This window comes from Sphingobium sp. WTD-1 (assembly GCF_030128825.1).
Taxonomy (GTDB): domain Bacteria; phylum Pseudomonadota; class Alphaproteobacteria; order Sphingomonadales; family Sphingomonadaceae; genus Sphingobium.
In genome coordinates this window covers 1,427,801-1,450,230 of record NZ_CP119127.1, presented here as the reverse complement: position 1 = coordinate 1,450,230, position 22,430 = coordinate 1,427,801, and the positions used below count along the sequence as shown (strand labels likewise).

Genomic DNA, 22,430 nt, shown 5'->3' with positions numbered 1-22,430 from the left:
CCAACGTCTGGTTTCGGCGATCCTGAGGCAGATAGAGAATGGCGTCAAATGGTCGTTAGCCGTAAAAATCCGACATCGTCATTGCTAGCGTAGCGAAGCAATCCACCGGCGCGGGATGGATTGCTTCGCTGCGCTCGCAATGACGCTATTTGATCGTTATCTCCCCCCCCTCTCGCAGGCGGGAGGGGGCTGCAAGCCGTCGGTGGCGACGGCCTGATCCCGATCAGTTGAATTCGGTCGCCTCGAAACGGACCGGCTCGCCGACCGCCTGATTGGCCAGGCTGTCTTCCCACATCACGCGGTTGCCGCGGATGATGGTGCCGACCGCCTTGCCGGTCAGGTCCATGCCGTCGAACGGCGACCAGTCGCAGCGCGAGGCCAGCCAGTCCTTGCCGACGGTCCATTTCTTCTTGAGGTCGACCACGGTGAAGTCGGCGTCATAGCCGAGCGCGATGCGGCCCTTGCAGGTCAGGCCGAACACGCGCTGCGGCCCCGACGAGGTCAGTTCGATGAAGCGGCGCAGCGTCAGCCGCCCTTCGGCGACATGGTTGAGCAGCAGCGGCACCAGCGTCTGCACGCCCGGCATGCCGCTGGGCGAGGCGGGATAGGTCTTCGCCTTTTCCTCGATCGTGTGCGGCGCATGGTCGCTGCCGAGCACGTCGGGCACGCCCTGGTTGAGCCAGAACCACAGGCCGTCGCGATGCGCCGCGCTGCGGATCGGCGGGTTCATCTGGGCATAGGTGCCCAGCCGCGGATAGGCGTCCTCGCCGGCCAGGGTCAGATGCTGCGGCGTGACTTCGCAGGTCGCGACATCCTTGTTCTGGCCGATATATTCCAGCTCCGCCGGGGTGGTGACGTGCAGGATGTGGATGCGGCGACGCGCCTTGCGGGCGAGCGCGATGATCCGCTTGGTCGCGATCATCGCGCTTTCATCGTCGCGCCAGACGGGGTGGGACGAGGGATCGCCCTCGACCCGGTAATCCTTGCGCGCGTTCATCCGCGTCTCGTCCTCGGCATGGATGGCGACGCGGCGGGTGCCCGACGCCAGCACGCGAGCCAGCGCATTGTCATCGTCCACCAGCAGGCTGCCGGTCGATGCGCCCATGAAGATCTTGACGCCCGAGGTGCCGGGGATCCGCTCCAGTTCCTTCAACTGCTCGGCATTTTCCGCCGTCGCGCCGACATAGAAGGCATGGTCGCACCACATGCGATGATGGGCGCGCTTCAGCTTGTCATGCACCCGCTCGGCGGTGTCGGTATTGGGATTGGTGTTGGGCATTTCGAACACGGCGGTGACGCCGCCCAGCACCGCGGCGCGGCTGCCCGATTCCAGATCTTCCTTATATTCCAGCCCCGGCTCGCGGAAATGCACCTGGCTGTCGATGCAGCCGGGCAGCACGTCGAGGCCGGTGCAGTCGATCACTTCGCCCGCATCGCCCAGGCCGGTGCCGATGGCGACGATCTTGCCGCCGCGCACGCCCACATCCACCTGCTCCGCGCCGCCCGGCGTATGGACGGTGCCGTTCTTGAGGATCATGTCGAAGGTCTGGGTCATGGCGATATTCCTGTCTGCTGTTCGCGCGAACGGCTTGGCGAAGTCGTGCCGCCGTCCTACCTAAAGCCGATGACCGATACCACCCTTACCGACCGCGCGGTGCTGCGCATTTCCGGCGAAGAGGCGCGTCCCTTCCTGCAGGGGCTGCTGACCCGCGACGTGCTGACGCTGAAAGACGGCGAAGCGCGCTGGACCGCGCTGCTGACGCCGCAGGGCAAGGCGCTGTTCGACTTCATCCTGTGGGGCGACGACGGCGATATATTGATCGATTGCGAGGCGGCGCAAGCCGATGCGCTGGCCAAGCGGCTGACCCTCTACCGGTTGCGGCGCAAGGTGGTGATCGTCCGCGACGAGTCGCTGGCGGTGCATTGGGCGATCGATGCGGCCGACAAACCCCGCGACCCGCGCCTGCCCGAGCTTGGCGCCCGCTGGCTGGCGCCGGCGAGCGATGGCGACGCCTCCGCCGCGTTCCGCGCGCATCGGCTGTCGCTCGGTGTGTTCGAAGGCGCGGCGGAACTGGGGCAGGACCAGACGCTGTGGCTGGAAACCAATGCCGAGGAACTGCACGGCGTCGATTATGACAAGGGCTGCTATGTCGGCCAGGAAAATACCGCGCGCATGCATTATCGCAACAAGGTGAACCGGCGGCTGGTCGCGGTGCCGCTGGAGCAGGCCGACGAGAAGCGCCAGCGCGCCGCCCTGCGCGACCTCAACCTGTCGATCGAACTGCAACGGGTGGAGGCGATCGCCCCCGCCACCCTGCCCGCCTGGCTCGCCACCGCGATCGCCGCGCAGGCCGCCGAATGAGGGCTTGGCTGCTGGCGCTCGCCTGCGCCCTCACCCTGACCATGCCGGCTCGGGCGGAAACGCCCTGGACACTCGTCAAGGCCTATCCGCATGATCCGGCGGCCTTTACCGAGGGCCTCTTCTACCTCGACGGCGCGCTCTATGAGAGCACCGGCCTGGGAGGCCAGTCGGAAATTCGCAAGGTCACGCTCAAGACCGGCAAGGTCGAGCAGCGCCGCGTGGTCGAGCAGCCCTATTTCGGCGAGGGCATCGTCAACTGGGGCGGCAAGCTGGTCAGCCTGACCTGGCGCCACCGCCAGGGCTTCGTCTGGAAACTGGACGATTTCTCGCCCCTCTCCACCTTCCGCTATGAAGGCGAAGGCTGGGGCCTGACCCAGGATGGCCGGTCGATCATCATGAGCGACGGCAGCGCGCAACTGCGCTTCCTCGATCCCGAGACGCTGGGCGAACAGCGCCGCATCACCGTCACCTGGAACGGCCGCGCGGTCGATCGGCTGAACGAGCTGGAATGGGTCAGGGGCGAGATCTGGGCCAATGTCTGGTACGACACGAAGATCGCCCGGATCGACCCGCGCAGCGGCGGCGTGATCGACTGGATCGACGTCGCCCCGCTGCGCAAGCAGGCCGGCGTCACCGACAGCGAAGCCGTCGCCAACGGCATCGCCTATGACGCCAAGAACGACCGCGTCTTCATCACCGGCAAGAACTGGCCCAAGCTGTTCGAGATCAAGGTCGGGAAATAGGACGACGATCCCGCCTATAAGCCCTCTCCCGTAAACGGGAGAGGGCTTTAAGTGGTCGTTCTGTTTACCGCTTCCAGCGTGCCCAGATGGCCGTGGGGAGCAGCAGGCCGCGGGCTTCCTCGCGCACGGTCAGTTCGCCCGCTTCCACCTCGCCGGGCAGGTCGGCAAAGGCCTGGCGCAGCAATTCGCCGATCGCCAGCGCCGACATGCGCACCGCATAGACGGTGAGGAACAGGAAGCGGCTGTCGGCGTCGAGCAACTGGCGGCAGTTGGCGATGAGGCCCGGCAGATCCTCTTCCAGCCGCCACACTTCGCCGTCGGGGCCGCGGCCATATTTGGGCGGGTCGAGCAATATGCCGTCATAGCGGCGGCCGCGCCGCACTTCGCGCGCGACGAACTTGGCCGCATCCTCGACGATCCAGCGGATCGGCCGGTCGCCCATGCCCGACAGGTCGGCGTTCGCCCGCGCCTGCGCCACCGATTTCTTCGACGCATCGACATGGACCATGCGCGCTCCGGCCGCCGACATGCCCAGCGTGCCGACGCCGGTATAGCCGAACAGGTTCATCACCTCGGCCTCGGGCTTGTCGGCCGTGCTGGCGCGCATGAAGTCCCACACCGGCGCCATGTCGGGGAAGAAGCCGAGATGGCGGAAGGGGGTGCAGCTCGACTGGAAGGTCACTTCCTTCCAGTGCAGCGGCCAGCCTTCGGCCGGCACCGGCTTGTCATAATACCAGCGGCCGCCGCCATCCTCGTCAGAGCCGGGAATGAATTCGCCGTCGGCGCGCCAGTCTTCGGTCGCCGGCGCCCACATCGCCTGCGGTTCGGGCCGGATGAAGCGGAAACGGCCATAGCGTTCGAGCTTGCGGCCGTTGCCCGAGTCGATCAGGCCATAGTCGGACCAGGGTTCGCCGATGAGAGTCTTGAGTTCCATTCCGGCCTCATCGTCTCTTGCGCCGCTCCTGTCGAGAGGGGATCAACCCGCGATCAGCCGCGCGGCGTCGCCCGCTCCGCGACATAGGCGGTCACCGCCTCGAACGTGCCGGGCAGCTTGGCATAGCTTTCCTCGCGCGCGAACAGGTCGCCGACCCGCGCGGGCAGCGGCGGCCGCGTGCCGGTCGCCCGCTCCACCGCGTCGCGGAACTTGGCGGCATGGGCGGTCGCCAGCGTCACCACCGGGATCGACGGGTCGATGTCCGCCTCGCGCGCGGCGGCCAGGCCAATGGCGCTGTGCGGGTCGATCACCTGCCCGGCGGCGTCGAACGCCCAGCGCATCGCCATGGTCATGCCATCGGCATCGATCCGGGCGGAGGTGAACAGGTTCGCCGCGCCCTCACGCTGGGCATTGGTGAGGCGCATCGCCTTGCTCGCCTCGAAACCCTGCATCTGCTGGGCGAGCGCAACGCCGTCACGACCGCCGGCATCGAACAGCAGCCGCTCGAAATTGGAGCTGACCTGAATGTCCATGCTGGGCGTCGCGGTCGGCACGACCTGGCCCTGGCTATAGTCGCCCTCCGACAGGGCGCGGTGCAATATGTCGTTGACGTTGGTGGCGACCACCAGCCTGGCGACCGGCAGGCCCATTTTCGACGCGACATAGCCGGCGAAGACATCGCCGAAATTGCCGGTCGGCACCGAGAAGGCGATCGGGCGATCAGGCGCGCCCAGCCGCACGGCGGCGTAGAAATAATAGACGACCTGCGCCATCAGCCGCGCCCAGTTGATGCTGTTCACCGCCGACAGGTTGAAGCGCGCCTTGAAGTCCGCGTCGTTGAACATGCGCTTCACCAGCGCCTGCGCATCGTCGAAGCTGCCGTCGATCGCGATGTTGTAGACATTGGGCGCCAGCACCGTGGTCATCTGGCGGCGCTGCACGTCGGACACCCGGCCCTCGGGGTGCAGCATGAAGATGTCGACCTTCTCGCGGCCGGCGACCGCGTCGATCGCGGCCGAACCGGTGTCGCCCGATGTGGCGCCGACGATGGTCAGATGATCGTCGCGGCGCGACAGGAAGCGCTCGAACAGCTGGCCGAGCAGCTGGAGCGCGACATCCTTGAACGCCAGGGTGGGACCATGGAACAGTTCCAGCATCCAGTGGCGATTGTCGAGCTGCACCAGCGGCGTCACCGCGTCATGGCTGAACCGGCCATAGGCAGCAGTGCAAAGGTCACGCAGTTCCTCTTCGCTCAGCGAGCCGGCGACGAACGGCGCCATGACGCGCACGGCGGTTTCGACATAGGACAGGCCGGCGAGGGCACGAATGTCGGCAGCGGAAAATTGCGGCCAGCTCTCCGGCACATAAAGCCCGCCGTCGGACGCCAGGCCCGCCAGCGTGACATCTTCAAAACCGAGCGCCGGTGCGCTGCCCCTGGTGCTGACATATTGCATAATGGGAAAGCGCGGTAGCGACGCGGGCGCGCCGGGGCAAGTCTTTACGACGGCCTTGGCGGCTCCGCATTGCGCCGACGCAGGACAAGCAGATAGATTATTGCCGCCAGCGCGGCAAAAATGAACCATTGCACCGCATAGGCGAGATGATTGTTGGGCACGTCGGCGGTGCTGGGCGGCGCCATGGGTTTCAGGCCCGGCGGTGCGGCGCGCGCGATCAGCATCGGCCGCAGTGGCATGGTCTTGCCCCCTGCCCGCGCGATCAGCGAGCGATGATCGGGTTCCTGCGAAATCCAGCCGTCGACCTGTCCGCCGGTCCAGGCCGGCTTTTCATCGGGCTTCTGGCCGACGCCGACCGCGACCAGCGCGCCCGGTCCTTCAGCGCCGGTCGTGCATTGGGCGATATGGCGATAGCCGGTCGATCCGTCGGCGGCGCGCCCCGCCTCCACCTGCCAGCCGACGACGCGCAGGCAATGGACCGAGGATGGGCGGAACAGAAGTTCATCGGGCACCGGCGGCATTTTGGGGAAGGCGACGGCCGGGCGCGACACATTGCTGGCGGCCAGCGCCAGCATCGATTCCTTCTCGCCCCGGCGCTGCAACTGCCAGATGCCGAGCGCGATCATGACGGCGATCGCGACACAGACCAGCAGGGTCGGGACAATCGGGATGCGCCGTCCGCTCATGCGTCCTTCTTCTCCACCACCCGCCCCTCGCGGGCATTTTTGCGATATTCGACCGTCAGCAGCGCGCCCTTGGCGACGCGCAGGCTGCCGACCACCGCGCCGGCGGTCAGCGGCGCCCAGAGCAGCAGGTGCAGCCATAGCGGCGGATGGACCGTCAGTTCCAGGGTCAGCGCCAGCGCGACCATGACCGCGCCGATGATCAGCGTCAGGAAAGCCGCCGGCCCGTCGCCGACATTATATTGACCATAGTCCAGCCCGCACTGGCGACAGGCCGACGCAAAACGCACCGGCCCTTCGAACAGGGTCGGTGCGCTGCAACGGGGGCAAAGGCCGCGGGCGGAGGCCGCAAGCAGGTCCATGCCTGTCGCCTTCGCCGTCATGCTTGAATCATCAGCCGCCGTGGATCGGCGCGCCCCAGCCGCCCCAGACATAGATGGCAGCGAACAAGAACAGCCACACCACGTCAACGAAATGCCAGTACCAGGCGGCCGCTTCAAAGCCGAAATGCTGGCGCGGGGTGAAGTCGCCCTTATAGGCGCGGACCAGGTTCACCACCAGGAAGATGGTGCCGACCAGCACGTGGAAGCCATGGAAGCCGGTCGCCATGTAGAAGGCCGAGCTATAGGGCGAACCGCCGAACGGGAACGGCGCATGCATATATTCATAGGCCTGGATGCAGCTGAACAGCGCACCCAGGATCACCGTACACCACAGGCCCTTCTTCAGCCCTTCGCGATCGCCGTGGATCAGCGCATGATGCGCCCAGGTGACGGTGGTGCCCGAGCAGAGCAGGATCAGCGTGTTGAGCAAGGGCAGCTCGAACGCGTTCATCACCTCGATGCCCTTGGAGGGGAACATGCCCTCGATCGGCGCCAGTTCGCTGGGGAAGAGGGAGAAGTCGAAAAAGGCCCAGAACCAGCCGACGAAGAACATCACTTCCGACGCGATGAACAGGATCATGCCATAGCGCAGATGGAGCTGGACCACCGGCGTATGGTCGCCGGCATGCGCCTCCGCAATCACATTGCTCCACCAACTGAACATGGTGAAGAGGACACCGGCCACACCGATCAGGAAGATCCAGCCACCACCGGCCGGCATGGCATCGGGATGCATCCACATGATTGCGCCCATCGCCATCACCAGCGCCGACATCGAACCGAACAGCGGCCAGATGCTGGGCGGAAGGATATGATAATCGTGGTTCTTGGCGCCTGCCATGATGCTCTCTCTTCCCTGTCTTATCGCGTTTATCGTTATATGCTTAGCTTGGCTGCTTCCCCTGCTCAACAGGGTAGAAGGTATAGCTGAGCGTAATCTGCTGCGTGTCCTTGTTGTCGGGATCCTGCAATATCTTGGGATCGACATAATAGATTACCGGCATGCGCACTTCCTCACCGGGTTGCAGCGTCTGCTGGGTGAAGCAGAAACACTGGATCTTGGTGAAATAGGCACCGGCCTGGGTCGGCGTGACGTTGAAGCTGGCCGTGCCGGTCACCGGCTTGTCGGACAGGTTCTTGGCGATGAAAATCGCCATGTCGCGGGCGCCCACCGTCACCGTGTCGGTGCGATGTTCGGGCCGAAATTCCCAGGGCATGCCGGGCTGGACATTGGAATCGAAGCGGATCGACATGGTCCGCCCGGCCACCGGGGTCAGCTTCACATCGGCCGCCGCGCGCTGGGTCGTGCCGCCGAAACCGGTCGTCTGGCAGAAGATGCGATAGAGCGGGACCGAGGCGAAGCCGAGGGCAAGCATCGCCAGGCCGATGCCCGCCATCGCCACCAGCGTCCGCCGGTTGCGGCGGTCGCGGTCAAAGGGCGAGGGCGGGAGCGACGCCATCAGATATTATGGCTCGCGCCGATCTTCGCCAAAGTGATGGCGAAGAAGAGGATGGCGAGGAAGCCGAGCAACAGCCCGGTCACCAGTGCGCGAGACTTTTGCCGCGCGCGCACCTGATCCTGATCTTCCGGACTCATGCCAGCAGCCAGCGGTCGATGACCACTGCCCCGAACAGGAGGAAGAGATAGAGGATCGAATATTTGAACAGACGCTTTTCCGGCGCCATGCGCGCGGGATCGCTCTCACGGCGCAGATAGACCTGGAAGGCCATGGCGGCAAAGATCGCGGTGCCGACCAGCGCGGCGGTGCCATAAATCACGCCGGTCAGGTGCAGCGCGACCGGGGCCAGCGCCGCAACCGCCATGATGAAGGTGTAGAAGAGGATCTGGCGCCGGGTCACGACCTCGCCCGAAACGACCGGCAGCATCGGAATGCCGGCGGCGGCATAATCGGTCTTCACGAACAGCGCGAGCGCCCAGAAATGGGGCGGCGTCCAGAAGAAGATCAGCATGAACAGGGCAATCGGCAGCGCCGTGATGTCGCCCGTCACCGCCGCCCAGCCGATCACCGGCGGGAAGGCGCCGGCGGCACCGCCGATGACGATATTCTGCGCCGTCCGGGGCTTCAGCCAGATCGTATAGATGAAGACATAGAAGAGGATCGAGACGGTGAGCACCGCGGCGGCGAGCCAGTTGGTCGCCATCCCCATCAGGATCACCGAGAAGAAGGACAGGCCGACGCCGAAATGCAGCGCGGTCTGCCGCTCCATCCGCCCGGCAGGCAGCGGCCGGCTGGCGGTGCGCTTCATCTTTGCGTCGATATCGGCTTCCCACCACTGGTTGAGCGCGGCGGCCGCGCCGGCGCCCAGCGCGATGCAGAGAATCGCGGTGAAGCCCAGCACCGGATGGATATGGCCGGGCGCGGCGAGCAGCCCGCACAGGCCCGTGAACACCACAAGCGTCATCACCCGCGGCTTGGTCAGCGCGACGAAATCGCGCCAATGGGCGGGCAGGACGGAGGCATTAGCCCCGGACGAAAGCGGCGAACTGGCCATAAACTCCTCTTCGATCAGCCGGCGCCCCATACAGGCCCTGACCGATTCCGGCAAATGGACAGACGGTCCTACCCATCTGCCCCGCCGCAGGGGGACGGAGTGCCCGACCTAGGCCGGGCACCCGCATGGCGATCAGTCGATGACCGGCAGGGTCTCGAACTGGTGATAGGGCGGCGGGCTGGTCAGCGTCCATTCCAGCGTCGTCGCGCCTTCGCCCCAGGGATTGCCCTCTGCGCGTCTGCCGGCGAACAGCGACCAGAAGACGTTGACCAGGAAGATCAGCACGCCGACCGCCATGATCTCATAGCCGTGGGTCGCGACCTTGTTCCAATAGGCGAACGCCTCGGGATAGTCGGGATACCGGCGCGGCATGCCGCTCAGGCCCAGGAAGTGCATCGGGAAGAACAGCAGGTTCACGCCGATGAAGAAGACCCAGAAATGGAGCTGGCCCAGCACTTCATTATACATGCGGCCCGTCATTTTCGGGAACCAGTAATAGAAGCCCGCGAACAGCGAGAAGACCGCGCCCAGCGAGAGCACATAGTGGAAGTGCGCGACCACATAATAGGTGTCGTGCAGCACGTCGTCGACGCCGCCATTGGCCAGCACCACGCCGGTCACGCCGCCCACGGTGAACAGGAAGATGAAGCCCAGCGCCCATACCATCGGCGTCTTGAAGCTGATCGATCCGCCCCAGATGGTCGCGATCCACGAGAAGATCTTGATGCCGGTCGGCACCGCAATGACCATCGTGGCGGCGGTGAAATACATCTTCACATTCACCGACATGCCGGTGGTGAACATGTGGTGCGCCCAGACGACGAAGCCGACCACGCCGATCGCGACCATGGCATAGGCCATGCCGAGATAGCCGAACACCGGCTTGCGGCTGAAGGTCGAGACGATCTGGCTAACGATGCCGAAGCCCGGCAGGATCATGATATAGACTTCGGGGTGGCCGAAGAACCAGAAGAGATGCTGGTAGAGTTCGGGATCGCCGCCACCGGCCGCATCATAGAAGGTGGTGCCGAAATTGCGGTCGGTCAGCAGCATGGTGATCGCGGCGGCCAGGACCGGAAGGGCCAGCAGCAGCAGGAAGGCGGTGACCAGCACCGACCAGACGAACAGCGGCATCTTGTGCAGGGTCATGCCCGGCGCACGCATGTTCAAAATGGTGGTGATGAAGTTGATCGCGCCCAGGATCGAGCTGGCGCCCGCGATGTGCAGCGACAGGATCGCCATGTCGACGGCGGGACCAGCCGACCCGCTGGTCGATAGCGGCGCATAGACGGTCCAGCCGGTGCCCGCACCATTGCCGGTGCCGCCGGGCACGAAGGTGGAGCCAAGCAGCAGCAGGAAGGCGGGGATGAGCAGCCAGAAGCTGATATTGTTCATCCGCGGAAAGGCCATGTCCGGCGCGCCGATCATGATCGGCACGAACCAGTTGCCAAAGCCGCCGATGATCGCGGGCATCACCATGAAGAAGACCATGATGAGGCCATGGGCGGTGATCAGCACGTTCCACAGATGATAGGCCTGGTCCAGCGTCGCGGCGGGACCGTCGCTCCACTGCGCCCAGATATGCAGGAACTGGATGCCCGGCTCACGCAGTTCCATGCGCATCAGGCCGGAAATGGCGCCGCCGATCAGGCCGGCCATGATCGCGAAGATCAGATAGAGGGTGCCGATGTCCTTGTGGTTGGTGGACATGAACCAGCGCTGGAAGAAGGCCGGCTTGTGATCGGCATCATGATGATCATGGGCATGATCGCCAAGATGATCGCCGTGGTGATCGGCTGTGATGGTGGTCATGACGTTCCTACCCCTCAGATCTTCTTTTCGGCAGTTGCGGGAGCGGCTTCAGCCGTCTTCTCCGCCGCTGCGCCCTTCAGCGTGCCGCCCTGCGACTGGACCCACTGGTCGAACTGGGCCGGGGGCAGCGCTTCGATCGCGATCGGCATGAAGCCGTGGCGCGCGCCGCACAGTTCCGAACATTGACCATAATAGACGCCCGGCTTCTCGATGGTGAAGCTCTTCTCGTTCAGGCGTCCGGGCACGGCGTCCATCTTCACCCAGAGCGAAGGCACGGCAAAGCTGTGGATCACGTCGGCGCCGGTGATGATCAGCTTGACCGGACGACCGACCGGCAGGACCAGGCGATTGTCGGGCGCGAGCAGATAGGGCTCGCCATTTTCCTTCGCCTTGTCCTCGGGCAGCATGTTCGACACGAATTCGGGGATGCCGTTGTCGGGATATTCATAGCCCCAATACCATTGATAGCCGGTGACCTTCACGGTCAGCGCATCCTTGGGTGCGGGCTTATACTGGTCGGCCAGCAGGCCGATCGAGGGAATCGCGATCACCAGCAGGATGAGGACCGGGACCAGCGTCCACACCACTTCGATGACGGTGTTGTGGGAGGTCTTGGACGGCACCGGATTGGCGGAGCGGCGATAGCGCACCATCACATAGAGCATCAGCAGCAGCACGAAGACCGAGATGATCGTGATGAGCGGCAGCAGCATCTTGTCGTGCAGCCAGCGCGCGGTGTGGCCGGTGGAGGTAAACTGTTCCTGCAGCGTGATTTCGCCGGGCTTGGGCATGCCGATGCCTTCGGTCGGCTTCATCCGCGGCGGCGCGGCGACCTTGGCGACGGGAGCGGCTTCAGCGGCAGGTGCCGTTGCATTGGCGGGTGATTCGGCAGGCGCGGCTGCATTGTCCGCTGCGGGAGCGGCGGCGGCGACATTGTCCTGCGCCATCGCCATAGGGCTCATCATCGCCGCCGGAACACATGCCAGCAAAGCGGCTAGAACGAGCGATTTCACCTTTTTCATAGCCTCATCTACCCCTAACCCCTTGTTGCCGCTGCAACGATCAACGTCCGCTTTTCACGTCGTTGCCGCCCGTTCGGTCTGTCGCGGCTTATAGGCACGGAATTTTTCCGCCTCAAGTCATGGTGGACCAGATTTTCTTCGCTGTTGCAACGCCCCCCGCTCCCGCCTATCTCGCACCTCGCGCACAGGTGCGCGATCATGGGCATGTCATGCCCGTGCGATATGGGCGGGCCGGGCGCCGTTTTTGCGCGACCTCCCGCAACGGAATAGTGGAACAGGGCGGAATGACCGACGAAGAAGTATTGGCAGAATTCCGGGCAGCGGGTGCGCTGCTCGAAGGACATTTCATCCTGTCGTCGGGCCGCCGCAGCGCCAATTACCTGCAGTGCGCCCGCGTGCTGATGAATGCCGAGCGCGCCGGCAAGCTGGCCCGCGCCACCGTGCAGCAGCTGCCGCGCGAGCTGCGCCAGGAGATCGACCTGGTCGTGTCGCCCGCCATGGGCGGCCTGATCATCGGCCATGAAGTCGGCCGCGCGCTCGACAAGGATGCGGTGTTCCTGGAACGGCCCGAGGGCGTGTTCGAACTGCGCCGCGGCTTTGCCATATCGCCGGGGCAGAAAGTGCTGATGGTGGAAGACGTCGTCACCACCGGCCTGTCGTCGCGCCAGGCGATCGAGGCGGTCGAGCGCGAAGGCGGCATCGTCGTCGCCGAAGTGGCGCTGGTCGATCGTTCGGCCGGCGAAGTGGACCTGGGCGTCCCCTTCTACCCGCTCGTGAGCATCAATTTCCCGGTCTATGACGCCGATCAGCTGCCGCCCGAACTGGAAGCGGTGCCGGCGATCAAGCCCGGCAGCCGGAAGCAGTAAGATGGCCGCCGTTCCGCTGCGCCTGGGGGTCAATATCGACCATGTGGCGACGATCCGCAACGCGCGGGGCGGCGAGCATCCCGATCCGGTCAAGGCCGCGCTGCTGGCGGTGAAGGCCGGCGCCAGCGGCATCACCGCGCATCTGCGCGAGGATCGCCGCCATATTCGCGACGAGGATATCGCGATGCTGATGGCGGCGCTCGACGTGCCGCTGAACCTGGAAATGGCGGCGACGCAGGAAATGCTGGGCATCGCCCTGAAGCACAAGCCGCATGCCGCCTGTATCGTGCCGGAAAAGCGCGAGGAGCGCACGACCGAGGGCGGCCTCGACGCCGCCGGCCAGATCGCGGTGCTGCGCCCGATCGTCGGCGCCCTCAATGAAGCGGGCATCCGCGTCAGCCTGTTCATCGAGGCGGACGCCGCCCAGATCGAGGCCGCGATCCAGCTTGGCGCGCCCGTGGTCGAATTTCACACCGGCGCCTATGCCCATCTGACCGGCGAGGCCCGCGCGGCCGAGCTGCGCCGCATTGCCGACGCCGCCGCGCTCGCCGCCAAGAACGGCATCGAGCCGCATGCCGGCCATGGCCTCACCTTCGACAATGTCGCGCCGATCGCCGCCATCCCGCAGATCGCCGAACTCAATATCGGCCATTTCCTGATCGGCGAGGCGATCTTCGGCGGGCTGGAAGCCAGCATCCGCGAAATGCGCCGCCAGATGGACCTAGCGCGTTGATCATCGGCCTCGGCTCCGATCTCTGCAATATCGAGCGGATCCAGAATTCGCTCGACCGCTTCGGGGACCGGTTCGTCCAGCGCGTCTTCACCGATGTCGAACAGGCCAAGGCGGAACGCCGGCCGTTTACGAAAGCCGGCACGCTGGCCAAGCGTTTCGCCGCCAAGGAGGCCTTTTCCAAGGCAGTCGGCACCGGCTTCAAGGCCGGCGTCTTCATGAAGGATATCGGCGTCGTCAACGCGCCCAGCGGCGCGCCCACGCTGGCGCTGACCGGCGGCGCGGCACAGCGGCTGGCATCGATGGTGCCGGCGGGCTACAAGCCGGTCATTCACCTGACGCTCACGGACGATCATCCATGGGCGCAGGCCTTCGTCATCATCGAGGCGCTGCCGCTTTGAGCGGGCCGCCCTCCCCATCCGAGCATAGCCCTTCCATGACGGCAGTCGACATGACCCAAACCGACCCCCTGCCCCCCGCCGCGCCCGAAACGGCAGCCGACGACAAGGAGGCCGGCAACAGCGGGGTGAATTGGTGGCATGAGGTGAAGAGCATCGTGCTGCTCATCCTCGCCGTGCTGGCCTTCCACAGCTTCGTCGCCAAGCCCTTCTACATCCCGTCGGAATCAATGATGCCGGTGCTGCTGAAGGGCGATCGGCTGGTGGTCAGCAAATTCCCCTATGGCTGGTCCTATGTCAGCCCCAGCTTCCATCCGCTGCCCTTCCTGAAGGGGCGCATCCTGGGCCATCTGCCCGAACGTGGCGACATCGTCATCGTCTCGCCCCAGAACCGGCGCGAGGATTATATCAAGCGCGTCATCGGCTTGCCCGGCGACATTGTCGAGGTGCGCGGCGGTCAGGTGATCCTGAACGGCGTGCCGGTGCCGCAGAAGGTGCTGAAGCCCCTGCGCATAGCGGTCGACGGCAACGCCCCCTGCCCGCCGATGCAGTTCCCCGGCGCGCTGGTGACCGACAAGGCGGGCAAGAGCTGGTGCGAACTGCCGGTGCGACAGGAAGTGCTGCCCAACGGCAAGACCTATGTCACGATCGACATGGGGCCGAGCGCGCTCGACTGGTATGGCCCGGTCCGCGTGCCCGCCGACCATGTCTTCCTGATGGGCGACAATCGCGACAACAGCGCCGACAGCCGTGCCCCGCTGGAGGAAAATGGCCTGGGCGGCCCGGTGCCGTGGGAAGCGATCGGCGGTCGCGCCGAATTCATCACCTTCAGCCTGGATGGCGATTCGAGCTGGAATCCGCTCAGTTGGCTCCATGCCTTCCGTGGCGGCCGCGCCGGGAACAGCCTGCGTCCGCAAAGCGTTACCGGAGCGAAATAGTCCACAGCCATTGATTGGGGGTTCCGGGTTTGAGCGACGCGCAGCAGCAGCATATCGAGCAACCCGGCCCCAGCGAATTGCGCAGCCCGCTGGTCCAGCATGAGATCAAGCGTGCGGGCGTCTGGTTCGCGATGGCGATCGGCATCGCCCTGATCGTGCTGCTGGCCCAGCCGATCATGCTGATCCTGGGCGCACTGGTCTTCACCACCATGATGGATGGCGGCACCCGCCTGCTCGGCCGCGTGCTGCCGATCGGCCGGGGCTGGCGCCTGACGATCGTCCTGCTCGCAGTCGTCGCCTTCCTCGCCTATACCTTCTACCTCACCGGCTCCAGCCTGGCGGAGCAGGCGCAATCGATGCGCACCATCGTCGAGGCGCAGGTGGAACGTGCCGGCGGCTGGATGCAGCAACTGGGCATCACCACCACCCCCGAAGATTTGAAAAGCCTGGCCCAGCAGGCGATGAGTTCCATGGGCCGGGTCACCGCCGCCGTCGGCACGGCCGTCGGCGCGATCACCAGCGGCGTCATGATGCTGGTGCTGGCCATCTTCATCGCGGTCGAACCCAAGCTGTACGAGCGCGGCGTCGCCTGGATGCTGCCGATGGACAAGCGCGCCCATTTCTACACCGTCGCCGACAAGATGGCCTTCACCCTGCGCCGTCTGATGTTCGGCCGGCTGATCGGCATGGCGGTGGAGGGCGTGGGCGTATGGCTGCTGCTGTGGGCGGGCGGCGTGCCGATGGCGGGTCTGCTCGGCATCCTCACCGGCCTGCTCGCCTTCCTGCCCAATATCGGCGCGATCATCTCGGGCGTGCTGATCATCCTCGTCGGCTTTTCCGGCGGCACCCATACCGGCCTCTATGCCTTTGGCGTCTACATGGCGGTGCAGATCATCGACGGCTATCTGATCGTGCCGATGGTGGCGAAGCGCGCGACCGATCTGGCGCCCGCGCTGGTGCTCGCGGCGCAGATCCTGCTGGGTGCGCTGTTCGGCATCATGGGCCTGTTCCTGGCCGATCCGATCGTCGCGATGATCAAGGTCTATCTGGAGGAACGGTCCAAGGCTCTGGCAGGGCAGACCATCCTGAAAAGCGACGATAAAAACGGCGATTGACGAATGCTTCCCGGAACGTAACGATCGCTCCTGCGCTTCTATCCTAAAGCGAAAGGAGAGAATGGCATGACCGTGGCTATGGAGCAGCAGAAGAAGCTGCATTTCGAACTGACCAATGTCGGCATGCGGGCCCAGGCGACCGCCGCCGGAATGGTCCAGCTCTGCCGGGAACTGCATCGGGCCGGCATCCTCGACAATGACGCGCTGGAACGTATCAAGTCGGCGATCGCCGACGATATCGACATCGGCGCGCCGCGTTCGGTGTCCTGCGTCGAGTATCGGCGCGACGTGAAGGCACGACTCGACCGCCTGTTCACCGGCGAGGAGAAGGTTGGCAATGCCGAGGGCCTCGCCTTTCCGCCATCGGCGCCCGGCGATCAGGCAAGCCTCTAACCCCCAAAGAAAAAGGGCCTGGAAACCAGGCCCTTCTCTACTCTCGGATCGATCGGATCAGTTGCCGGGCGCGCCCTGCGGAACGGCGCCCTGCGGCATGCCACCCTGCATCTGCTGCATCCGCTGCTGCATCTGCATAATTTCCGCGCGCGACTTGAAGTCGTGCAGCTGGACATCGAACACCAGCACCGAATTGGCCGGGATCGGGCCGGCGGCCTGTTCGCCATAGCCAAGCTGCGGCGGGATCCACAGGCGATATTTGCCGCCCTTCTTCATCTTCTGCAGGCCTTCGGAGAAGCCCGGCACCACGCCATCGACCGGCATCGGCGTCTGCGGATTCTCGTCGAACACGGTGCCGTCGAGCAGCGTGCCCTTATAGCCCACCAGCGCAACGTCGGCGGTCGTCGGGCTCGGCCCGCTGCCTTCCTCCAGCACCTGGTACTGCAGGCCCGACTCGGTCGTGACCACGCCCTTGGCATGGGCGTTCTGCGTCAGGAAGGCGGCCGGCGAAGCCGCCACGCCCTGCTGCCCTGCCCAGGCCAGGCCACCGGCCGCCAGCGCGATCGCGGCGACGCCGATCCAGAGTCGCGTCAGCGACCCCTTGGCGATAGGACGAAGGGGGACAGCCGTCGTGGACATGGGCGAACGCCTCGCAGTGAAGAACGGGAAATCAGCAAAGAGTCAGGACGACCGCGAACCGGCCGTCCTGATATCGGCAGTCCTTAACGGACGCCGTCGCGCTCGGCGCGCTTGCGCTCCAGCTTGCGGGCGCGGCGGACAGCAGCCGCCTTTTCGCGCGCACGCTTTTCCGAGGGCTTCTCGTAGTGACGACGCAGCTTCATTTCGCGATACACGCCTTCACGCTGCAGCTTCTTCTTGAGCGCGCGGAGGGCCTGGTCGACATTGTTGTCGCGAACGATGATCTGCATAAGTCCGTCAATCTCCAATCGAAAACGGGCGGATCGCCAGGAATGAAACCCTCCCGACGGGCCGACCGAATATAAAAATCCGTGAGTCGCCACAGGTCACCCTGAGGCATGTGGGGCGCGCCCTACCAGCAGAGTCGGGCAAATTCAACCCCTGCAGGGCTTTCACGCCCTTTCCCTCGACAGAATGCGTCGAGCGGAGGATAGTGGCGCCCATAATATAAAGGAGGATGGCCATGGCAAGTGCCGCCAGACAGCCCGACATGTCGCCTGCCGAATGGGAGGCGCGCCAGCAGCTCGCCGCCTGCTACCGCATCTTCGACCATTTCGGCTGGTCGGAACTGATCTACAATCACATCACCCTGCGCGTGCCCGATGAGGAAGACGCCTTCCTCATCAACCCGTTCGGCCTGCTCTACAGCGAGGTGACGGCATCCAACCTGGTCAAGATCGACATTGACGGCCATGTGCTGGACGGCAGCCCCTATCCGGTCAATCGCGCCGGCTTCACCCAGCATAGCGTGTTCCACCGCCACCTGGCCGACGCCCATTGCATCATCCACACCCATACGACGGCGGGCATGGCCGTCAGCGCCACGCAGGAAGGGCTGCGGCCGATCAATTTCTATGCCGCCGCCTTTGCCGGGCGGATCGCCTATCATGAATTTGAAGGCGTCACGATCCGGCCGGAGGAAGGGGAAAGGCTGATCGCCAACCTGGGCGAGCGGCGAATCATGATGTTGCGCAACCATGGCACGCTGGTGATGGCCAAGAGCCTGCCCGAAGCCTTTCTGATGCAATGGATGCTCCAGCGCGCCTGCGAGATTCAGGTCGCCGCCTGCGCCGCTGGCACGCCGGTGGAGATCCCGGCCGATGTCATCGCCGTGCATCAGCGCGATCTCGCCGGCGTGCAATTGCCGGTCGGCGTCGGCGTGCCCGATTTCCAGGCGATGGTCCGCCTGATCGACTGCACCGACAGGAGCTGGCGGGACTAGAGCATCCCGCCTTCCCGGCCTCCGTTCATTAAATGCGGACGGCGGCGGATCAGCCCTTGCCGAATCCGCCACCGCCCGGCGTCTCGATCACGAAGACGTCGCCCGGCGCCATCTGCGCCGATCCGGTCGCGCCCAGCGTCTCGACCCGGCCATCGCCACGCTCGACCCAGTTGCGCCCCAGGCCGCCGGGTGCGCCACCCTCCAGCCCGAACGGCGGCACGCTGCGCCGGTTGGCCAGGATGCCGGCGGTCATATCCTCCAGGAAGCGAATACGGCGCAGCCCGCCATTGCCGCCATGATGCGCGCCCGCGCCGCCCGATCCGGCCCGAATCGAAAATTCCTCCAGCAACACGGGGAAGCGGCTTTCCAATATTTCGGGGTCAGTCAGGCGGCTGTTGGTCATGTGGGTCTGCACCACATCGGCGCCATCGAAATCCGGCCCGGCGCCCGATCCGCCGGAGATCGTCTCATAATATTGGTGGCGCGCATTGCCGAAGGTGAAATTGTTCATCGTCCCCTGCGCGCCCGCCATCACGCCCAGCGCGCCAAACAAAGCGTCGGTGACGACCTGGCTGGTCTCGACATTGCCGGCGACCACCGCCGCTGGATAAAGCGGCCGCAGCAGCGATCCCTCCGGCACCACCAGAGTCATGGGCTTGAGGCAGCCGTCATTCATCGGCACCGCTTCATCCACCAGCGTCCGCACGACATAGAGCAAGGCCGCCCGCGCGACCGACAAAGGCGCGTTGAAATTGCCCGGCAGCTGGTCCGACGTGCCGGTGAAATCCACCGTCGCGCCGCGCGCCGCGCGGTCGATCGTCACGCTGACGACCACCTGTGCGCCATTGTCCATCGCATAGCGATAGTGCCCGTCGGACAGGCGATCGATCAGCCGGCGCACCGCTGCCTCGGCCTGATCCTGCACATGGCCCATATAGGCGGCCACGACATCGGCGCCATAATCGCCACTGATCCGCTGCAGTTCGGCCGCGCCCTTGGCGCAGGCGGCGATCTGGGCGGACAGGTCGGCGATATTCTGGTCGATATTGCGCGAGGGCCAGCGGCCGGCGCCCAGCAGCGTCCGCAGATCGCCCTCCAGGAAGCGCCCCTGATCCACCACCAGCACATTATCGAGGACGATGCCCTCTTCCTCGATGCTGCGGCTGTCGGGCGGCATGGAGCCAGGCGAGATGCCGCCAATATCGGCATGATGGCCGCGCGCCGCGACATAGAAGGCGGGCGCGTGCGCCGCCCCGTCGACGAACACCGGCATCACCACCGTCACGTCGGGCAGGTGGGTGCCGCCATCATAGGGCGCATTGAGCGCATAGACGTCACCCGGCAGCATGCCGCGCCCGTCGATCGCCCGGCCATCGGCGCCGATCCCGCGCCGGCGCATGACCGCGCGGATGCTTTCCCCCATGCTGCCGAGGTGAACCGGCATATGCGGCGCATTGGCCACCAGATTGCCGATCGCATCGAACAGGGCGCAGGAGAAATCCAGCCGCTCGCGAATATTGACGGAGGAGGCGCTGTGCTGGAGCGCGGCCCCCATTTCCTCGGCGATCGCCATGAACAGGCCGCCCATCACCTCCAGCCGGACCGGATCGACGGCGGTGCCGTCATCGGCGGCGGGCGCCGGGCGCGGCGCATGACGGGTCAGCACCAGATTGCCGATCGCATCGAGCCGCGCGCGCCAGCCCGGCTCGACCACCGTGGTCGACACCGGATCGCTGATCAGCGCCGGGCCATCGACGATGCTGTCCAGCGTCAGCCCCGCCCGGTCGAACACCGGTGCCTGCGCGCCCGCCAGCATCACCTGCGCCAGCGGCGCGGCCTTCTGGGTCGCGATGGTCGCCACCTTGCCCATATCCTCGGCGGTCGGCGCGATCGCCTCGACCCGCACCATGTCGACCAATATGGTGCCGGTGCCGCCATAGCCGAAGCGCGCCTGATATTGTGCCTCGAAATCGGCCAGCATCGCCGCCCGATCGCCCAGCATCACGTCGAACAGGCTGTCGGTGCCATCATAGCGCAGCCGCAGAACCGTCTCGCTCCGCTCTGCCTCGGGCAGGTCGGCGCGCGCCTGCTCCGCCAAGTCTGCGATCGCGGCCACCAGCGCGTCGGCGCCCGCATCGTCCAGCGGCAGTGCCAGCGTCCGCTCGCGCACCGCGCGCCGGTCGGCCAGGCCCATGCCATAGGCAGACAGGACGCCGCCCAGCGGATGGATCATCACCCGGTCCATGCCCAATGCGTCGGCGACCAGACAGGCATGCTGCCCGCCCGCCCCGCCAAAGCTCGCCAGCGTATAGCGCGCGACATCATGACCGCGCGCGACCGAGATGCGCTTGATCGCATTGGCCATGCTGGCGACGGCGACGGCGATGAAACCCTGCGCCGCTTCCTGCGCGGTCATCACCCGGCCGGTCTGCGCCTCCACCTGCGCACAAATGTCGGCAAAGCGCGCCTCGACCGCGTCCCGGTCCAGCGGCTGGTTGCCATTGGGGCCGAACAGGCTGGGGAAGAAATCAGGCTGCACCTTGCCCAGCATGACATTGCAGTCGGTGATGGTCAGTGGCCCGCCGCGCCGGTAGCAGGCCGGCCCCGGCACCGCGCCGGCCGATTCAGGCCCGACGCGAAAACGCCCGTCGACTACCGAACAGATGGAGCCGCCGCCCGCCGCGATGGTGTGGATGCGCATCATCGGCGCACGCAGCCGCACGCCCGCCACCCGCGCCTCATTGTCGCGTTCATAGCTGCCGGCATAATGGGACACGTCGGTCGACGTGCCGCCCATGTCGAAACCGATCACCTCGCCGAACCCCGCCTGCTCGGCGGTGCGGGCCAGGCCGACGATGCCGCCGGCCGGGCCGGACAATACCGCATCCTTGCCGCGGAACAGGTCGCCCCGCGTCAGCCCGCCATTGGACTGCATGAACAGCATGTCGGCGTCCTCGCCCAGCGCATCGCCCAGCCCGTCGACATAGGCGCGCAGCACCGGCGAGAGATAGGCGTCGGCCAGCACCGTATCGCCCCGCCCGACCAGCTTTATGAGCGGCGCAACCTCATGGCTGACCGATATCTGGGTAAAGCCGATCTGCCGGGCGATCCGCGCCAGCGCCTGCTCATGGGCGGGATAGCGATAGCCGTGCATCAGCACGATCGCGACCGCGCGCAGCCCGGCATCATAGCCGCGCTGCAACGCCGCCTGCGCCGCCGCCTCGTCCAGCGGCGTCAGGATGGTGCCATCCTGCATCAGCCGCTCGCCCATCTCCACGACATCGGTATGGAGCGGCGGTGGCAGGTCGATCCGCCGCGCGAACAGGTCCGGCCGGTCCTGATAGCCGATGCGGATGGCGTCGCGGAATCCCTTCGTGATCGCCAGCAGCACCGGCTCGCCCTTGCGCTCCAGCAGCGCATTGGTGGCGATGGTCGTGCCGATCCGCAGCGTGCAGGGCGGGATCGGCCCGTCGCCCGCGCCGGTCAGCCGCCGGATCGCCTCGACCGCCGCGTCGGCATAGCGCTCGGGGTCGCTCGACAGCAGCTTGGCGGTGTGAAGAACCCCTTGCGGGTCGCGTGCCACCACATCGGTAAAGGTGCCGCCGCGGTCGATCCAGAATTGCCATTGCATGCCCCGCCTGATGGCCGCGCCACAGGCGGTTGGCAAGCCGCTTGGCTCAATGGCCGGTCAGCGGCTCGATCGCCCCGGTCGCCAGCAGCGCAGCGTAACGCTGGTCGAAATCCGCCGCGATCTGCGCCAGCGTCACCTGCCCCAGCCGGGCGATCAGCATCGCCTCCGCCTCCTGCATCGCGGCCGCCATGGAGGCGTTGACCGCCTGTTCGACCAGGCATTGCGGATCGGGATCGGCCGGCCCGATCGAGAAGATCCGCGGCTCGCCCACCGCGCGATAAATGTCGAGGATGCGGATCGCGTCGAGCGGACGGGCCAGGGTCCAGCCGCCGCCATGCCCCTTTTCCGAGCGAACATAGCCTGCGTCGCGCAGGCCCGCCATGGTCCGTCGCACCACCACCGGATTGGTACGCAGCATCTGCGCCGCCAGCTCCGACGTCATCGGGCCGTCCAGTCGATCCATATGGATCAGGATATGCAGCATTCTCGACAGGCGCGCATCCAGCTGCATCGCAGGCGTCTCCTTTCCCG

At 65.8% G+C, this 22,430-nt stretch carries 24 protein-coding genes; 9 read left to right on the top strand and 15 right to left on the bottom strand.

Features of this window, described 5'->3' with window-relative positions; all coding sequences use genetic code 11:
• Positions 1-223: 223 nt before the first annotated feature.
• A complete protein-coding gene (locus N6H05_RS07205) occupies positions 224-1,555 on the bottom strand; it encodes a dihydroorotase (protein WP_284113280.1) in 1,332 nt (443 codons plus the stop codon).
• Positions 1,556-1,624: 69 nt separating this feature from the next.
• Here N6H05_RS07205 and ygfZ point away from each other — a divergent pair, with 69 nt between their 5' ends.
• On the top strand, positions 1,625-2,362 hold the full coding sequence (gene ygfZ, locus N6H05_RS07200) for a CAF17-like 4Fe-4S cluster assembly/insertion protein YgfZ (protein WP_284113279.1): 738 nt from the start codon (positions 1,625-1,627) through the stop codon (positions 2,360-2,362).
• Entirely contained in the window at positions 2,359-3,105 is a 747-nt protein-coding gene (locus tag N6H05_RS07195; protein ID WP_284113277.1) for a glutaminyl-peptide cyclotransferase, read from the top strand. The genes ygfZ and N6H05_RS07195 overlap by 4 nt, the downstream gene beginning before the upstream one ends.
• A 64-nt stretch (positions 3,106-3,169) precedes the next feature.
• Here the strand turns inward: N6H05_RS07195 and N6H05_RS07190 are convergent, their stop codons facing one another.
• The 10 genes from N6H05_RS07190 to coxB all read right to left on the bottom strand — a co-directional run bounded on the left by N6H05_RS07190 (position 3,170) and on the right by coxB (position 11,907).
• Positions 3,170-4,039: an RsmD family RNA methyltransferase gene (locus tag N6H05_RS07190; RefSeq protein ID WP_017500086.1), complete on the bottom strand. Its 870-nt coding sequence runs from the start codon at positions 4,037-4,039 to the stop codon at positions 3,170-3,172.
• Positions 4,040-4,092: 53 nt separating this feature from the next.
• Positions 4,093-5,493 carry a threonine synthase gene (gene thrC, locus N6H05_RS07185; protein ID WP_004208602.1) on the bottom strand — a complete coding sequence of 467 codons (1,401 nt, stop codon included), beginning with the start codon at positions 5,491-5,493 and terminating at the stop codon, positions 4,093-4,095.
• 44 nt (positions 5,494-5,537) lie between these two features.
• Complete coding sequence (locus tag N6H05_RS07180; protein WP_284113276.1) at positions 5,538-6,179, bottom strand: SURF1 family protein; 642 nt, start codon at positions 6,177-6,179, stop codon at positions 5,538-5,540.
• A complete protein-coding gene (locus N6H05_RS07175) occupies positions 6,176-6,559 on the bottom strand; it encodes a DUF983 domain-containing protein (protein WP_284113275.1) in 384 nt (127 codons plus the stop codon). The genes N6H05_RS07180 and N6H05_RS07175 overlap by 4 nt, the downstream gene beginning before the upstream one ends.
• Positions 6,560-6,569: 10 nt before the next feature.
• Positions 6,570-7,400, bottom strand: coding sequence for a cytochrome c oxidase subunit 3 (locus N6H05_RS07170; RefSeq protein ID WP_284113274.1), 831 nt, complete (start codon positions 7,398-7,400; stop codon positions 6,570-6,572).
• A gap of 43 nt (positions 7,401-7,443) precedes the next feature.
• The gene (locus N6H05_RS07165) at positions 7,444-8,019 is read right to left on the bottom strand and encodes a cytochrome c oxidase assembly protein (protein ID WP_004208606.1); all 576 of its coding nucleotides are present in this window, start codon (positions 8,017-8,019) and stop codon (positions 7,444-7,446) included.
• On the bottom strand, positions 8,019-8,156 hold the full coding sequence (locus N6H05_RS07160) for a cytochrome c oxidase system small membrane protein (protein WP_010339616.1): 138 nt from the start codon (positions 8,154-8,156) through the stop codon (positions 8,019-8,021). The genes N6H05_RS07165 and N6H05_RS07160 overlap by 1 nt, the downstream gene beginning before the upstream one ends.
• Positions 8,153-9,073, bottom strand: a complete 921-nt coding sequence (locus tag N6H05_RS07155; RefSeq protein WP_284113272.1) for a heme o synthase — start codon at positions 9,071-9,073, stop codon at positions 8,153-8,155. Before N6H05_RS07155 ends, N6H05_RS07160 begins: the two co-directional genes overlap by 4 nt.
• A gap of 132 nt (positions 9,074-9,205) precedes the next feature.
• Entirely contained in the window at positions 9,206-10,885 is a 1,680-nt protein-coding gene (gene ctaD, locus N6H05_RS07150; protein ID WP_284113271.1) for a cytochrome c oxidase subunit I, read from the bottom strand.
• Positions 10,886-10,899: 14 nt separating this feature from the next.
• A complete protein-coding gene (gene coxB / locus N6H05_RS07145) occupies positions 10,900-11,907 on the bottom strand; it encodes a cytochrome c oxidase subunit II (protein ID WP_284113270.1) in 1,008 nt (335 codons plus the stop codon).
• Positions 11,908-12,191: 284 nt separating this feature from the next.
• Between coxB and pyrE the strand changes: the two genes are divergently transcribed.
• The 6 genes from pyrE (at position 12,192) to N6H05_RS07115 (ending at position 16,347) form a co-directional block, all read left to right on the top strand.
• Positions 12,192-12,773 carry an orotate phosphoribosyltransferase gene (pyrE, locus tag N6H05_RS07140; protein ID WP_004208611.1) on the top strand — a complete coding sequence of 194 codons (582 nt, stop codon included), beginning with the start codon at positions 12,192-12,194 and terminating at the stop codon, positions 12,771-12,773.
• A 1-nt stretch (position 12,774) separates the two neighbouring features.
• Complete coding sequence (locus N6H05_RS07135; protein WP_284113269.1) at positions 12,775-13,506, top strand: pyridoxine 5'-phosphate synthase; 732 nt, start codon at positions 12,775-12,777, stop codon at positions 13,504-13,506.
• On the top strand, positions 13,503-13,904 hold the full coding sequence (acpS, locus tag N6H05_RS07130; RefSeq protein WP_004208613.1) for a holo-ACP synthase: 402 nt from the start codon (positions 13,503-13,505) through the stop codon (positions 13,902-13,904). The genes N6H05_RS07135 and acpS overlap by 4 nt, the downstream gene beginning before the upstream one ends.
• A 35-nt stretch (positions 13,905-13,939) precedes the next feature.
• A complete protein-coding gene (gene lepB, locus N6H05_RS07125; protein ID WP_284113268.1) occupies positions 13,940-14,839 on the top strand; it encodes a signal peptidase I in 900 nt (299 codons plus the stop codon).
• 29 nt (positions 14,840-14,868) lie between these two features.
• A complete protein-coding gene (locus N6H05_RS07120; RefSeq protein WP_284113266.1) occupies positions 14,869-15,954 on the top strand; it encodes an AI-2E family transporter in 1,086 nt (361 codons plus the stop codon).
• Positions 15,955-16,020: 66 nt separating this feature from the next.
• Positions 16,021-16,347, top strand: coding sequence for a hypothetical protein (locus N6H05_RS07115; protein ID WP_188082182.1), 327 nt, complete (start codon positions 16,021-16,023; stop codon positions 16,345-16,347).
• Positions 16,348-16,404: 57 nt separating this feature from the next.
• Here N6H05_RS07115 and N6H05_RS07110 read toward each other — a convergent pair whose 3' ends face one another.
• Both N6H05_RS07110 and rpsU read right to left on the bottom strand, forming a co-directional pair.
• The gene (locus tag N6H05_RS07110; RefSeq protein ID WP_284113265.1) at positions 16,405-16,986 is read right to left on the bottom strand and encodes an FKBP-type peptidyl-prolyl cis-trans isomerase; all 582 of its coding nucleotides are present in this window, start codon (positions 16,984-16,986) and stop codon (positions 16,405-16,407) included.
• 83 nt (positions 16,987-17,069) lie between these two features.
• Positions 17,070-17,276 carry a 30S ribosomal protein S21 gene (rpsU, locus tag N6H05_RS07105; protein WP_004208618.1) on the bottom strand — a complete coding sequence of 69 codons (207 nt, stop codon included), beginning with the start codon at positions 17,274-17,276 and terminating at the stop codon, positions 17,070-17,072.
• 233 nt (positions 17,277-17,509) lie between these two features.
• Between rpsU and N6H05_RS07100 the strand changes: the two genes are divergently transcribed.
• Complete coding sequence (locus N6H05_RS07100; protein ID WP_284113263.1) at positions 17,510-18,268, top strand: class II aldolase/adducin family protein; 759 nt, start codon at positions 17,510-17,512, stop codon at positions 18,266-18,268.
• Positions 18,269-18,317: 49 nt separating this feature from the next.
• Here N6H05_RS07100 and N6H05_RS07095 read toward each other — a convergent pair whose 3' ends face one another.
• Positions 18,318-21,899: a hydantoinase B/oxoprolinase family protein gene (locus tag N6H05_RS07095; RefSeq protein WP_284113262.1), complete on the bottom strand. Its 3,582-nt coding sequence runs from the start codon at positions 21,897-21,899 to the stop codon at positions 18,318-18,320.
• Between the two features lie 46 nt (positions 21,900-21,945).
• Positions 21,946-22,410, bottom strand: coding sequence for an Rrf2 family transcriptional regulator (locus N6H05_RS07090; protein ID WP_097384593.1), 465 nt, complete (start codon positions 22,408-22,410; stop codon positions 21,946-21,948).
• Positions 22,411-22,430: the final 20 nt, after the last annotated feature.